This is a genomic window from Virgibacillus profundi (assembly GCF_002287375.1).
Lineage (GTDB): Bacteria > Bacillota > Bacilli > Bacillales > Amphibacillaceae > Virgibacillus_K > Virgibacillus_K profundi.
On record NZ_NPOA01000006.1, the window covers coordinates 12,095 to 27,100 of the forward strand.

The following is a 15,006-nucleotide window of genomic DNA, read 5'->3' on the forward strand; positions in this document are numbered from 1 at the left end:
AATTATGATAAAATACGATTGTATGAATCGAAAACTAAAAACGTTGAAAGGAAGATAAAACTTGAAACGTAGAGTTGTGGTAACTGGAACAGGTGTTGTTTCACCGCTCGGAAATGATATAGAAACCCTTTGGGATAACATAAAAAAGGGAAAGTCCGGTATTAAGCGGTTGGAATCCGATGAATTTAAAGATATTAACACAAAAATTGCAGGTTATATAGATGATTTTGACAGCGAGAAGTATCTTGAAGCAAAAGAAATAAAAAGATATGATTTGTTTACACAATATGGATATGCTGCGGCCATGCAGGCATTGGAACAGTCAAAAGTAAATTTGGATAAGGTGGATAAAGATCGTGTTGGGATTTATATTGGATCTGGTGCTGGGGGTCTGCAAACACTATTAGATAATCACAAAACAATGCTGGAAAAGGGAGCGAAGCGGGTGTCACCGTTCTTAATTCCAATGGCGATAAATAATATGGTTTCGGGATTAGTTGCGATTAAGACAGGGTTTCGTGGGCCAAGCTTTGCTGTCGTGTCAGCTTGTGCGACGAGCAATCATGCTATTGGTGAAGCTTATTTTAATATAGCGCATGGGTACTCTGATGCGATTTTAGCTGGAGGGGCTGAGGCTACCATTACTCCACTTTATTTTGCCGGTTTTTCGAAAATGCGTGCAATGTCAACGAAAAATGATACGCCTGAAAGAGCTTCACGTCCGTTTGATCTAGATCGTGACGGATTTATTATGTCTGAAGGTGCAGGTGTATTATTTTTGGAAGAATATGAACATGCAAAGAAACGTGGTGCTACGATACTTGGTGAAATTATCGGTTATGGAAGTACGACGGACGCTTACCATATAACCGCACCGGATTACCAGGGTGCTGCAAAAGCAATGAAGCTGGCAATTGAGCGTGCAGAGATTCAGCCGGAAGATGTTGACTACATTAATGCTCATGGGACAAGCACTCCAGCAGGCGACATATCTGAGACAAAAGCGATTAAGGAAGCCTTCGGTGAGTCTGCATATGATCTCAAGGTTAGTTCCACCAAATCCATGGCTGGACATTTGTTTGGTGCAGCAGGGGCAGTCGAGGCTATAATTACCTTGAAAAGCATGGCAGAAAGTATTTTTCCACCAACGATAAACCTGGAAAATCCAGATCCGGAATGTGACCTGGATTATGTAGAAAATAAAGCAGTGGAAGGTAATATTAATCTTGCTTTATCCAATGGGTTTGGATTTGGCGGCCATAATGCTGTCATTGCTTTTAAAAAGGGCTAAGTCATCATTAACTTTATTTTTATAGAGGAGGAGTAAAATGTCTACAACAACGAAACAAACAACTCTAAGTCAAAGTGTTTTGGACAGACGAAAGGCACTCGAGAACCGTTTTCCAGTATGGCCGCGGGATACAATTGCCGGACACTTTCGAAAAGCATGTGCTCAATATAAAGATAGACCGTATATCTACATAAATGATGAAGAATTTACATATGGGGAAGTTTGGGACAGGGCAGTTCAATATGCAAAGGCATTTATAAAGCTTGGTGTGAAACGAAGAGATCATATTGCGGTTTTAATGAATAATGATTCCACCTATCCATCATTGATGATTGCCTCTTCCATCGTTGGAGCAGTATTTATTCCGATCAATGCAATGCTTGCAAAAGACGAATTGAGATATATTATTTCCCAGTCAGATACACAGTTTTTGATTTTGCAGCAAAAGTTAAAGGATAAACATCATGGTGTGGCAGTTTCGGAATTACTGAATGAAGCGGATTTCCAGGAAAATAGTAAGTTGGATCAGGTTATTTGTTTTGAAAATGAAAAACAGGATTCCGTTGATGACAGTTTTTTAACATGGGGTGATTTTATCAACGAATCAGAATCTGTTACAGATGAGGAACTAGAACAAAGGTGGAGTGAATCGCATTATCCGGATGAAGTTGCGATTATTATGTATACTTCAGGTTCTACCGGGAGTCCAAAAGGTGTCATGCTTTCAGATGATATGCTTCTTCGCGCTGGGTATGGTACATGTATGAGCAGGGCAATCGAGGACGGAAGGGTGACGTTTGCTCCGCTGCCATTTTATCATTGTTTTGCTATTATTGAAGCGATTTTTGCCATGTCGTTTGTTGGGGGTTCGTTCATCTCAGCACTCGGCGCATCTCCACTTTTATCACTGCAATTAATGGAGAAATACAAAGCTAATGATTATCTATGTGTACCATCGACATTAGTACCATTATTAAATCACCCGCGTGTTTCGGAATTTGATTTATCCAATCTTTTTGCCATGTGGTGTGGCGCAGCACCAGCGCCGGTTCCTGTATGGCAGCAGGCAGTGGACGTGCTTGGGTTAACCGAAATAATTACCGGTTATGGGCAAACAGAGGTGGCATCATCAGGTGTCACGACGGAAATTGGTGATTCGCTGGAACGTATTTCCTCACGGGTTGGCCGTCCGAAACTTAATGGAGTCAGTGGTCTGCCAGAATTTAATGGCAGTTCCGTTCAGTATAAAACGATTGATCGGGATACAGGGGCAGACTTGCCAGCAGGTTCCGTTGGCGAACTTGCCGTCAGGGGCGTTACAGTTACCCGCGGTTATTATAAAAAACCGGAGGAAACGGCGAAAGCAATTGATAAGGATGGATGGCTGCGTACGGGGGATGTTGGACGGATTGATGAAAACGGATATCTTCAGGTTCTTGGCAGAAGTAAAGAGATGTACAAGGTATCTGGAGAATTGGTGTCGCCTCGTGAGGTAGAAATCGTAATCTCCAATCACCCAGCAGTAAGTCAGGTTAACATTATTGGCGTCCCGGATGCTTTAACAACGGAAATAGGTGCAGGATTTATTGAACTAAAACAGGGTGAAACCTGTAAACGTATGGATATTATTGACTGGTGTTCTTCCCGTCTTGCCCGTTTCAAAATTCCTCGGCATATTTGGTTTATTGATTCTTCTGAGTGGCCAATGACGAGCACAGGTAAAGTGCAAAAATTTCGTTTACAGGAAATGGCTGAAGAAAAACTTTCGGGAAAAAACAGCTAAACTTTTAAGGAAATTATGTTATGAGAAATTTTAATATCAGGGGGGATTCAAATGGCAGAAGCCTGGCATCAGCATAATATGCGTGTCCAGTATAAGGATACGGATCGAATGGGCGTCGTGCATCATGGCAATTATGTAACCTGGTTCGAAGTTGGCCGTACGGAATGGATGCGTCATCACGGGATGGCTTATCATAAAATGGAAGATCAGGGCCTTCTACTTCCAGTAATGGATGTAAATGTGACCTATAAAAAATCCGCCTACTTTGACGACTGTGTCGCTATTTTTACGAAAATAGCCAACTATTCTCCGGTGCGATTAGAGTTTGAATACGAAGCGAGAAAGATTAGTGAGGAAGAGTTTGTTCGGAGTGGGGAAAAAGAAACAATTGAGTCTTTTGGGGAACTGCTCGCAAAAGGTTCTACGATGCATATGTGGGTGAATTCGGATTGGAAACCGGCACGGATTAATAAGGTTGCTCCTGAGGTTTATGGTGTTCTTCAGAAATTGGGGTAGAGCAAGAAGATGGGGTAACGATTTTAACGTGTTAAATTCTTGTTGAATCTACTATATAATTAAAACTATTAAACGGACAACGAAGGTAAATCTTGTTGTCCGTTTTATCGCTATAAAAAGGACTATAGTCTTCCTGATTGGCATTATTTTCATCAAATCTTCATAATGAGTATGTACCATTGGAATTGAAAGTCGTGAAATGGAGGAAATGCCTTATGGTGATTTTAAGCAAATTAATACCAATCAGCATCATTGTTTTGAGTTTTGCCGTAGGAATTACTTCCTTCTATATAATGAGTGATCTATCAAAGGAACAGAAGAAAAAGCAGATGGAGGAATTGATTTCACAGCTTGTTAATTTCGTTATCTTTATCTGGCTTGGTAAAATCATATGGCATTTATCTGTTTTTATAAAAGATCCTTTGGCAATATTGGCTTACCCAAGTAATTCGGATTCATTTTACATAGCTGTATTATTTATCGCAGGTTTACTTGTTTATAAGTCTTTCAGAAAACAGCTGAATGTGCTTACATTTATGGAATCCTTTTTGCATGTATTTTTAGTGGCCTCCTTTTTGTATGAATTTATTCAGTTCGTCTGGAATAACAATCCATACGCTTTTGGATATCTGATTTTACTATCTGTTCTTCTGATTTTATACTTTCTCCTTTCTAGAAGGATTACGGGAAGTTTATTGATCATAGTGATATTAATCGGATGGACTCTGGGAATGTTGATTTTAACAAGTATCCAGCCATTCGTAACGGTATTTGGTTATATTATGGAAGCCTGGTTTGTGGGATTATTTTTTGTCTTAAGTTTTGCAATACTTATTTATAAGCGAAGAAAAGGTGATGTTCAATGAAGAAGGGAATTTTCATCGTCATTATTGTAGGAATGATCGGTTGGGCTATTTATGATTTTATCGATTCATCTGAAAATAGTTCGTCGGGAGAGAACAACGGCTCGGGCGCTGCGGATGAAATTGGAATTGCTATGGGGGATATTGCCCCTGATTTTGAACTGGAAACTTTAGAGGGGGAGCCAGTACGTTTATCTGATTACAGAGGTAGTCGCGTTATGCTTAACTTCTGGGCAACCTGGTGTCCGCCATGCAGGGCAGAAATCCCTGATATGCAAAAGCTGTATGATAATAAAGATGTTACCATATTGGCAGTTAACATGGCAGAATCACAGGATACAGTTACTAAATTTGTGAAAGAATTTGAAATGACTTTCCCAGTGCCGATGGACGTGGAATCTGAAGTCATGGAGACCTATCAAGTTCAGGCATACCCAACATCCTATATGATTGATTCAAATGGCCGTATACAATTCATACGATTGGGCGCCATGAATTATGATCTTATGGTACAGGAATTGGAGAAGATGGAATAGCGGCAGGGGGAATTTTCAAAAGGTTATTGGACAGTGGGTACTAATTTTGTCTCTGTTCGGTCGTATAGAGGCGTTCTATTGGACAGTGAGCCCTAGTTCTGACTCCGTTTGGTCGTATAGAATCAGTCTATTGGACCGTTTGTACCAGTTTTATCTCCGCTCGGTCGAATAGAAACGTTCTATTGGACAATGAGCACTAGTTTTGTCTCCGCTCGGTCGTATAAAAGCACTCTATTGCACTTGACTAGTGAAAATTAAATTATGAAAACATACAACGGAAAATTTAAATTAAGCCCCCAAATCCTCCTGGGGACTTATGCATATTCACTTATTCCTGATAACTATCAAACATAATCCGCATATGAGCATAGGATCCACCCGCACGCAATGCGGCAGTTACCATAATCGCTTCTGCAAGTTCCTCACTTGTTGCACCTTCACGCTCTGCACTTTTGGTATGAACGTCAATGCAATAAGGGCATTGCGTTGCATGTGCCACAGCCACGGCAATGATTTCCTTAAATTTTGTACTTAATTTCCCTGCTTTTGTTGCGGCATCACTAAAGGCCTGATATCCTTTAAAGCTTTCTCCAGCAAGTTTATTTAACTCATTTAAATGCTTCAAATTGGAACGCTGATAGAGTGAATCTGGTGCTTCTTTATCTGTTGCATTATGAACATGAGTACTATGGGTGACTGCACTTCCAGCCTCCACAGCAGCTGTTACAAATGCAGCTTCTGTTAGTTCTTCCAGTGTTGCTCCAGCTTTTTTAGCATTTTTTGTATGTGACTCAATACAATATGGACATTGCGTCACATGTGTAGTCGCAACAGCAACTAATTCTTTTTCCTTCCGTGTTAAGGCCCCATCCTTAAATACCTTCATGTTAAATTCATTAAATGCTTTCAATTGATCAGGTGCGTGTTCCTTTAGTTGCTTGGGGAAATCATGCGTATGTTCTTTTGAATAAAATGAAGACATGGACAAAACTCCTTTACAATTTTTATTAATGATTCTGTATATTTATGGTAACACTGTATATTATTATTTATAAAGATTATGCTTATTAAGGAACATTCGTTGGAGGATTACCTGATGTTCGGAGAATTTATTACAAAAATACAAATTAGAGAATAGCTTCATTAAAATGGACGGCGATAACCTTTATATTCATTTTCTCAAAACTATCAAAGCTGTATAACCCTCTAGGTTAATCGGATTTTCGTTTATCATGGTACCTATGCTAAAATATATTTAAATTAATATAAAGGAAAAGGGAGTAAAAGATACTGGATAAAGGACGATCACACTGGGCTAGGACAGCGTGCATCAATATTATAATTCCATAGAAAGCAGGTATATGTTTTGACTAAAAAAGCGGATGTAGAATTGGAAAAGAATATAAAAAAGGTTATTACCGGAGCAAAGAAATTCAGAAAAGAGCAGGAAGAAAAACAGTATCAAAAGTTCTGGGCTGAAATAAAAGTTCCTTTTACGCTCGATGAAGGTCTAAAAAAATATACAAAATATGAACTGGATGCGATCCGAAAAACATTAAACATAAAAAATGCCAGCACCTTGAAAAAGGGCGAGCTGATTGCATTGTTACAAGAGAGAATACCTGAATATCTTGAGTATATCGCTTTTCATTTGGATTTGGAACGGTTCAGATTACTGACAAATATAGCGAATAATAGCGGTCAAATGATTGCACCAATGCTAAAGGATAATCAAATTGAGTATTTTCGCAAAAATGGTTTGCTTTATACGGGAACTTTTGAAGGGAAAAAGATATTGGCTGTACCTGATGAGCTTGTCGAACAAATTTCTGCCTGGAAAAATAATGTGAAGCTAAAGGCAGCTGTAAGCAGAAATACAGAGTGGATCAAGCTAACACGAGGAATTTTGTATTATTATGGAACTTTAAGTGGAACACAGCTGGTAAATATGCTGGAAGAGTTTACAAAGGAAACAGTAGATTTTGCAGAATACCTTACAGTAATTCACCGGGCCAATTCTTATCATAAGGAAATATATATAGATGAGCGTTACTTTTCAAATAATCGAGTGCTTGATCCGGAAAGAGTACAAAAGGAACATCAATCCAGAAGCAGTGTACCATTTTATCCATTTACAAAACAGCAGCTTCTTGCAGCTGGTGAACCTGGATTCGTTGAAAAGAATCAAAGCTATATGCAATTAGTCAAATTCCTCACCAATAACTTTGAAATAGATAGAGAGGAAGCGGATGACTATGCGGAAGAAATGGTTTATGCAGCCAGAATCGGGGATGGACCGAATGATGTTTTAAGTTATTTAAGTCACACATTTGAACTTGATGATATGGAAATCGTCCAGTATTTAACGGATAAAATTACCCATCTAATGAATAACACGAGGGAATGGTTCCTGAAAGGATATACGTCAACAGAGTTATTTGCACAGGAGAAAAAACATTTACGCCCATTGCCAACAACCAAACTGAACAGTAGTGACGACAAAAAAGCTGTAAAAGTAGGCAGGAATGATCCCTGTCCATGTGGAAGCGGGAAAAAGTATAAGAAATGTTGTGGGAGATAGGCAAGTGGAAATATATAACATCAGAATATGACCGGGAAACCTGATAATTTAAATGATATTGTTGCTAAGGAGGATACCATGGCTAAAAAGAAATTCTATGTTGTTTGGTCTGGAAACAAAACGGGTGTTTTCGAAACCTGGGACGATTGTAAAAAACAAGTTAATGGAGTAAAAGGTGCAAGATACAAATCTTTTCCTTCAAAGCAGGAAGCAGAAATTGCTTTTGAAACCGGATATGCTCCAACTAAAGGCAAGAAACAAACTTCAAGTGTAAAGCAATCATCACATCTTGAAGAATCAAAGTATATTAAAGAGAGTATAAGTGTAGATGCCGCATGCAGTGGAAATCCTGGATTAATGGAATACCGGGGTGTCTACACGGAAAATGGTAAAGAAATTTTTCATTACGGTCCTGTTGACAATGGAACAAATAATATTGGTGAATTCCTAGCTATTGTACATGCACTTGCCTTAATGAAACAAAAAAATAGTAATCTACCTGTTTATTCAGACTCGAAAATAGCCATTGGTTGGGTACGGAAGCGGCAAATGAATACAAAAATACCAAGGGATCAATCGACAGAACATTTATGGAAGGTGATTGATCGGGCAAAGCACTGGCTAAACACGAATACATACGCTAATGAAGTACTTAAATGGGAAACAAAATTATGGGGAGAGAGTAAGGCTGATTTTGGAAGAAAATGAGTATACTTTTACGGGGGACTTTACTAGTAGACAAAACTTCTTATGAAATTATGTATCTAAAGAAGATGGATATATTTTCTTAGGCACATTAAAGGAGGTACTGAAGTAATGTCAGGATTTATGAAAAAAATTCAAATCTATGAAGAAGATATTTTTGATTTTGAAGTTAGTCCTTTTGAGACTATTGCCACTCTACACTTAAGAAGTGAATTAGAAAAAGATTTCCAAAAAATGATTGGCGAAGAGCAGCTGAAGCTATTGTCGATTGATGTAAATGTAATTAAAAATGCAAGGAAAATCGTAAATCATATTAGTGAAGTTTATGACTTTTCTTCCACTAATAAGCCTGAAAAGGAATGGTGGTGGCATTTAGACAAAGTTATATCAGGAGAGTTTGTAATTAAAGGTAATTTATTTGTTGAAACAGATGTAGCCTTATAATAATGAGATAAAACTAAAAGAGGTTCTGCTTTTTGTGGATTCCCTCTTTTTATTTTGTCCTTTTTTTGAACCGGGGCATAACCTTTCCAAAACCCACGAACCGTTCAGACACCTTTTTTACATGCTTCCTCTCTATAAGTTCACAAAAATGATATTTTTATAATAAAGTGTGTGAGGTACATCACATTATTTTTTTGAAATTGTATTATCCTTGGGATGTACTTATTTTTCGACAATAATCGAGGAGTGTACAAGTACCGTGAAAACAACATTTATCACTTTAATAAAGTTCGAAAATATGTCGGTATTTGTTCATTTTTTGTCTATTGTTCTTATAACCTCTCATTGATACATTAAGTAGTGTCTGAGAGCTTTATCAAATTTAAAATATATAAGCTAGGAGGTTTATGGGGAGGATTCATGTGACTTTAGCTTTTGATGTTCACAAGTTTTAGCCACAGTGTAGCCTGGCATAATGAGGGGATCATTTTGCTTCTATACCAGGAAACTTTTTATAAATTATTAGGAGGAAAAAAGGAATGAAAAAGAGATTTCCATTATTCATGGCGCTAACTGCTATGATTTTGATTAGCTTCTTAGTTGTGTCACCTGTATCTGCACAAGTTGCGGATGGTACATATAAGGTGAATTATGAAATGAAAGAGGCTGATAGTGAAAATACATCCATTGCGGATGGTTATTTTACAAAGCCTGCGACATTAATCGTGGAAAATGGTGTTCAACATATTCAGTTAACCGTTACTGGCAGCAATTATATTGAATCACTTACTGCACCATCAGGTCCCGTAAATGTTATTAGTGAGGATACAGCAAATCGTACAAGAGTAGTGAAGTTTAGAGTGGATGGTGACCTGTCACAGGCCGTTAATATGGAAATGCATATCATTGTTCCAGATATGTATGATATGACCCATACTGCCCGTGCTGTTTTTGATGTAAGCGGATTAGACCAAGCTGCTGCAGCTGGAGAAAATGAATCAAATGCTAGTGATTCTGAAACTGAGGCAGGAGCTGAAACAGTGGAAAATCCAAAAACCGGTGATGACTCATCCATTGCACTTTATGCTCTATTAATGGTTGGATCAGCAGTTGCTTTATTTGCAATTTGGAAATTACGACCTGTACGTAACTAATTTAGATAACTTGCAAGGGGAGAGAAAAAGATGCGAAATAAATGGATTCTTACATTAATCATTGCAATTCTAGCATTGCCGATTTTAAGTACTTCCGTATTTGCAGAAGAAACTGTTGTGTATGAAGATGGTGAATATCTGATAACTGCCAAAGCTATCAATGCTGACACAAGTGAAAGATCAGGTGCAGCAGGATTTCTGAATGAGGAAGCTACTTTAAATATTAAAGATGGTGAAGCTACACTTACTATCACAGTACCGCATAATGAAATGGCAGAAATCACTGGACTGCAAGTTGAAGGTGATAAGCCTGATGTAACAGAAGATGAAACTGCAAGGTATATGGCATTTAAATTAGCAAACTTAAAATCTGAATTAAATGCTCAAGTTCAATATGAAGTTCCTTCGATAGGTTTAGAGCATGATGTTCCTTTTAAATTTGTTTTAGAAGATTTAGATGAAATACCGGTTGTGGAAGAAGAGCCTACTGAACCTGAAGAAGAACCAACCGAGCCGGAACAACCGGTTGATCCTGAGGAACCATCAGAACCTGAAACAATAGATTTAGCAGATGGTTTCTACACTATCAATGGTAGTTATTTACATCTGGAAGAAGAAAAAGCTTCTACAATGACTAGATATTTAGATAGCTCATTGTTCTTAGAAGTTGTAAACGGAAAAGTAGAATTAACAGTAACTGTAAATGCAGATGAAACTGTAACGCTACTTAAAGTTGATGGCAAAAATGCAATCGAAAGTAAAGTTGATGGTAAAAAACGTTATGACACATATGAATTAGATAGTTTAGCATCTATTCATCATGGTTATGTGGATTATCAAGCTCCAATGAAAGATGGATCAATCCATTACGGTAAAGCTAAATTCAGAATTTCATTAGCTGAAGATAGTATTGCAGAAACGGACGCTTCAGCAAAACCAGGTTATGAGGAAGAGTCTGAAGTTCCAGAAGAGCCAACAGAGCCGGAAGAACCTTCAGACGGTGAAGACCCAGCTGACAAAGAAGAAGATAACAACAACAAGCCAGAAGATAAAGAAGATCCTGTTGATAAAGATAACAGAGATAAAACTAAACCAGAAACTCCTGAAAAGAAAGATCAATTAGTGCCAGATAAAGCATATGAAATTGATTTTGAAATTAAGCATGAATCTGAAGATAAAACTTCTGCAGCTGATTCATTCTTTAAAGGACCAGCAATTTTATTAGAAAAAGATGGTGAAAGATATCTTCAAATTACGGTAACAGGCAAACAATATATTGAATCACTGAAGAATAAATTCGGTGATATGGTTGTAGTTAAAGAGGATGGAAATACAATCGTTTATCAATTTAAATTAGATGGTAGTATATCTGATGTTATTTTACTAGATATGATTATTACTGTTCCTGGAATCTATGAAGGACAGAATCATAAAGCCCGTCTATTCCTTAACGAAAGCAGCATGAAAGAAATCGACGCAAGTGCTTATCGTTTAGTAGCTTCTGACAATGGTAATGGACCAACAGTGGATGGAGAATCTGGTGATGGAAATCAAACACCGGATCCGGGTAACGATAAACCAAAAACTGATGACGATAAAACAACTCCGGAAAAACCTGAGCTTGGTTCCGGCGATGATAATAATCAATCAGGCGATCAAACAGAAAATGGCGAAAAAGCACAGAACCCACAAACAGGTGATTCAACAAACATCATGCTTTATGTAATCCTATTGATTGGTTCAGCTATTCCGCTGGCATTAAAATTAAAAAGACGTTTCGTTTAATCCAAACATACGAGTCTTACTGTACATAACAAACAGTAAGACTCCAAGTTATTTCTAAAGGGCTGTTTTCACATAGTTTATTGTTATTTGCCCTGTAGTTGACAGAAAATGTGACGTAACTGTTTATACACCGCTACGGAAATACACTACGCTTTCCGCGGGCGGCTGATGAGCCACCTCGTGCTTCGCACTGCGGGGTCTCATCTAGGCCTCTGCTCCCGCAGGAGTCTTCGTGTATTTCCTCCGCTGATATTGCGATTACTGCCGATTAATTGTATTGGTAATCAATATAAAAGTATCGAGAAACAACCTCACCAGTTCGGGTGAGCAGAGGGAGGTGACTCCTGCGGGAAAAGCACGTGTCCGAAGACCCCACAGGAAGTGGGTTTCTTCCGAGGAGGCTGAGGCCGTGCCCGCGGAAAGCATCCGCCCGGAGCGATCCCGAACGGCAATTATAGCAAATACCTATAGAAAACAGTAATTATGTCGCAGTTTATCGAAACTGCGGCAGTTAATAAAGTAACAAATCTTTTCGATGGGACGAGTGACAGCAGTCCTAAAGTTTACGAAAAGATCCTTCTAAAAAGATTCAGATGCATTATTTGGAAAGAGGTGTACCAGTCATGAAAAACAAATTAAGTTTCTTTCTCATTATATTCCTTCTTATCGTTTTAGCAGGTTGTGGCACGGATGGAGAAACAACTGCAGCAGATAGTCAATCCTCTAAGGCTGATAATCAAACAAGTACAGAAGAAGCAGATGCAACTGAGGAAACAGATGCACTTGAAACGGATGGTCAAATCATTTCAACGACCGTTGCTTTAACTGAAATTATGGATAAATTGGAATTGGATCTTGTTGGTGTTCCAACAACTTATAAGGATTTACCGGAGCGATATAAAGATTTACCTGAAGTTGGACTTGCGATGACGCCAGACATGGAATTAATTAGATCATTAAAACCAACAGATGTATTAACCGTTACAACACTAACATCTTATGTAGAAGAAACATTTACTCAAAACGATACACCAGCGACATATATCGACTTGGAAAGTGTAGAAGGAATGAATGCGAGTATCCTGTCACTTGGTGAGAAATATGATCGCACGCAGCAAGCGAAAAAAGTCGTAAACAATTTTAAAGAAAAAATGACGGAGATCGAAACAAAAGTAGATGGTAAAGAATCGCCAAAAGTACTGATTTTACTCGGAGTTCCGGGAAGTTATCTTGTTGCGACAGAGGATTCCTATGTAGGTGACCTCGTAAGACGTGCTGGTGGCGTAAATGCTATGGATCAAAAAGGTGTAGAATATGTTGCAGCAAACACAGAAAACTTGCAGCAATCCGATGCTGACGTCATCTTGCGTATGGCTCATGGTATGCCTGAGGAAGTTGTCGAAATGTTTGACAAGGAATTTATAGAGAATGATATATGGAAGCATTTTAAGGCGGTACAAAATGATCGGGTTTATGATTTAGAAGAAACACTTTTTGGAACAACAGCGAATTTAGCTGCTGCTGATGCAATGGAAGCGTTAGTTGGCATGCTTTATCCAGAATTAGCCGAGTAGGGGCCCTGAGAAAGAGGTTTTCATGATGTATAAAAAGATGATTAGTTTTATCGTCGTAATCGGTTTGCTTCTTGTCGTAAGCCTTTATTCGATGATAACCGGGAGTATTGAGATTACGGCAGGGGAATTGTTTAAGGGGCTCTTTACAGGCACCAATGAAAATGTAGAAATTATTAAGGATTTACGCTTGCCACGGATTGTGATTGCACTATTTGCCGGGGCAGCCTTAGCGGTATCGGGTGTGCTCCTGCAAGCCGTCATGCGTAACCCATTGGCTGAGCCCGGGATTATCGGTGTATCATCTGGTGCAGGGTTTGCATCCATTATTATGATTACATTCTTTCCTACTTTATTTTTCTACACACCTTTATTTTCCTTTATCGGTGGAGCGATTGCCTTTTTACTCGTCTATATGTTCTCCTGGAAATCCGGACTCAATCCACTGCGAATGATTTTAATTGGTGTCGCCATCAATGCGGTATTTACTGGATTAAGTGAATTAACCAGTTCGATGAATGCGAGCAGCATGATGTCCGGTATTTCTGTTACATCCTCAACACTTACGATGAAAACATGGGATGACGTGCAAGTGATTGTCCTTTATGGTTCGATTGGACTTATACTGGCTTTCCTCGTTTATGCATGGTGTAACCATTTGGGACTGCGGGATAAAACATTGAAAAATCTTGGGTTTAGCGTGAACCGGGCACGATTCGTTATTTCCATCATTGCTGTTTTGCTTGCATCTATTGCCACAGCTATAGCAGGTATGTTTACGTTTGTCGGACTGCTTATCCCACATATTGGGAGAGCGCTTGTTGGTAATGATCATAAACTGCTTATTCCGTTTTCGGCAGCAGCTGGGGCGTTGCTAATCCTAACAGCAGATACATTGGGAAGAACGCTTTTCTCACCAATTGAAATTCCAGCCTCTATTATCGTGGCGGTCATTGGTGGACCATTCCTAATCTTCCTGCTTAGAAAGAGTGATCGTATTTATGGAAATTAAGGATATTTCTTTTTCATATCAAGATAAAGTTAAACGTCTGCACCATGTAGAGGCAGAGATTACTATAGGTCAAATTACTACGATTATTGGGCCGAATGGTTCTGGTAAGTCAACACTGCTTGGGGTTCTGACGAATAATCATCAGCCACAAGCTGGGCAAGTCATCCTTGATGGGAAAGCGATCAATAAATATAAGCCGAAAGAACTTGCCAAAAAATTAGGCGTTGTGCACCAGCAAAACACGGCTCCAGCAGATATGACAGTGGAAAAACTTGTCCATTATGGACGCTTGCCACATAAAAATACATTCTCAGGGAAAGTCGACAAAGACGATGAGATGGTGGAGTGGGCGCTTGAATGTACAGGGTTGTATGAAAAACGTAATGATGCAATTGATACGTTATCCGGTGGTCAGCAGCAGCGTGTTTGGATTGCAATGGCACTTGCCCAGGACACACCATTTCTGTTTTTGGATGAACCAACCTCCAATTTAGATATTTATTATCAATATGAGATACTGGAGCTTGTTAAACAATTATGTGAAGAGCACGGCTTAACTATTGTTATGGTTTTACATGATATCAATCAGGCAATTCAATATAGTCATCACATTATTGCGATGAAACAAGGAAAGCTGATCGAAAAGGGCAATCCGAAAAAGATAGTGACGAAACAAATGATCCAAGAGATTTACGGTGTGAATGTTGTTGTGAAAAATGATGATGATGTTGGTATGTACATTGTACCTTTAGGAATTTAACTGAC

At 38.7% G+C, this 15,006-nt stretch carries 14 protein-coding genes; 13 read left to right on the forward strand and 1 reads right to left on the reverse strand.

Features of this window, described 5'->3' with window-relative positions:
* The first annotated feature begins 61 nt into the window (after window positions 1-61).
* The 5 genes from fabF to CIL05_RS09545 all read left to right on the forward strand — a co-directional run bounded on the left by fabF (window position 62) and on the right by CIL05_RS09545 (window position 4,989).
* A complete protein-coding gene (gene fabF / locus CIL05_RS09525; RefSeq protein WP_095655305.1) occupies window positions 62-1,291 on the forward strand; it encodes a beta-ketoacyl-ACP synthase II in 1,230 nt (409 codons plus the stop codon).
* Window positions 1,292-1,328: 37 nt separating this feature from the next.
* Entirely contained in the window at window positions 1,329-3,074 is a 1,746-nt protein-coding gene (locus tag CIL05_RS09530) for a class I adenylate-forming enzyme family protein (RefSeq protein WP_095655306.1), read from the forward strand.
* Between the two features lie 51 nt (window positions 3,075-3,125).
* Window positions 3,126-3,590, forward strand: coding sequence for an acyl-CoA thioesterase (locus CIL05_RS09535; protein ID WP_095655307.1), 465 nt, complete (start codon window positions 3,126-3,128; stop codon window positions 3,588-3,590).
* Window positions 3,591-3,805: 215 nt separating this feature from the next.
* Window positions 3,806-4,456 carry a hypothetical protein gene (locus CIL05_RS09540; RefSeq protein ID WP_095655308.1) on the forward strand — a complete coding sequence of 217 codons (651 nt, stop codon included), beginning with the start codon at window positions 3,806-3,808 and terminating at the stop codon, window positions 4,454-4,456.
* Window positions 4,453-4,989 carry a redoxin domain-containing protein gene (locus CIL05_RS09545; RefSeq protein ID WP_095655309.1) on the forward strand — a complete coding sequence of 179 codons (537 nt, stop codon included), beginning with the start codon at window positions 4,453-4,455 and terminating at the stop codon, window positions 4,987-4,989. Before CIL05_RS09540 ends, CIL05_RS09545 begins: the two co-directional genes overlap by 4 nt.
* A 328-nt stretch (window positions 4,990-5,317) precedes the next feature.
* Here the strand turns inward: CIL05_RS09545 and CIL05_RS09550 are convergent, their stop codons facing one another.
* On the reverse strand, window positions 5,318-5,971 hold the full coding sequence (locus CIL05_RS09550; protein ID WP_095655310.1) for a carboxymuconolactone decarboxylase family protein: 654 nt from the start codon (window positions 5,969-5,971) through the stop codon (window positions 5,318-5,320).
* A 384-nt stretch (window positions 5,972-6,355) separates the two neighbouring features.
* Here CIL05_RS09550 and CIL05_RS09555 point away from each other — a divergent pair, with 384 nt between their 5' ends.
* From CIL05_RS09555 to CIL05_RS09590, 8 genes are all read left to right on the forward strand, one after another.
* Entirely contained in the window at window positions 6,356-7,570 is a 1,215-nt protein-coding gene (locus CIL05_RS09555; RefSeq protein ID WP_240510154.1) for a Rho termination factor N-terminal domain-containing protein, read from the forward strand.
* A gap of 78 nt (window positions 7,571-7,648) precedes the next feature.
* Window positions 7,649-8,278, forward strand: a complete 630-nt coding sequence (locus CIL05_RS09560; RefSeq protein ID WP_095655535.1) for a ribonuclease H1 domain-containing protein — start codon at window positions 7,649-7,651, stop codon at window positions 8,276-8,278.
* Between the two features lie 108 nt (window positions 8,279-8,386).
* Window positions 8,387-8,719 (forward strand): hypothetical protein, encoded by a 333-nt coding sequence (locus CIL05_RS09565; RefSeq protein WP_095655311.1) that lies wholly within the window; start codon window positions 8,387-8,389, stop codon window positions 8,717-8,719.
* Between the two features lie 539 nt (window positions 8,720-9,258).
* Window positions 9,259-9,873, forward strand: coding sequence for an NEAT domain-containing protein (locus CIL05_RS09570; protein ID WP_095655312.1), 615 nt, complete (start codon window positions 9,259-9,261; stop codon window positions 9,871-9,873).
* A gap of 30 nt (window positions 9,874-9,903) precedes the next feature.
* Entirely contained in the window at window positions 9,904-11,658 is a 1,755-nt protein-coding gene (locus CIL05_RS09575; protein WP_095655313.1) for an NEAT domain-containing protein, read from the forward strand.
* 623 nt (window positions 11,659-12,281) lie between these two features.
* Window positions 12,282-13,232: a heme ABC transporter substrate-binding protein IsdE gene (gene isdE, locus CIL05_RS09580; RefSeq protein ID WP_095655314.1), complete on the forward strand. Its 951-nt coding sequence runs from the start codon at window positions 12,282-12,284 to the stop codon at window positions 13,230-13,232.
* A 25-nt stretch (window positions 13,233-13,257) separates the two neighbouring features.
* A complete protein-coding gene (locus CIL05_RS09585) occupies window positions 13,258-14,241 on the forward strand; it encodes a FecCD family ABC transporter permease (protein ID WP_095655315.1) in 984 nt (327 codons plus the stop codon).
* A complete protein-coding gene (locus CIL05_RS09590; RefSeq protein WP_095655316.1) occupies window positions 14,231-15,001 on the forward strand; it encodes an ABC transporter ATP-binding protein in 771 nt (256 codons plus the stop codon). The genes CIL05_RS09585 and CIL05_RS09590 overlap by 11 nt, the downstream gene beginning before the upstream one ends.
* Window positions 15,002-15,006 lie beyond the last annotated feature (5 nt).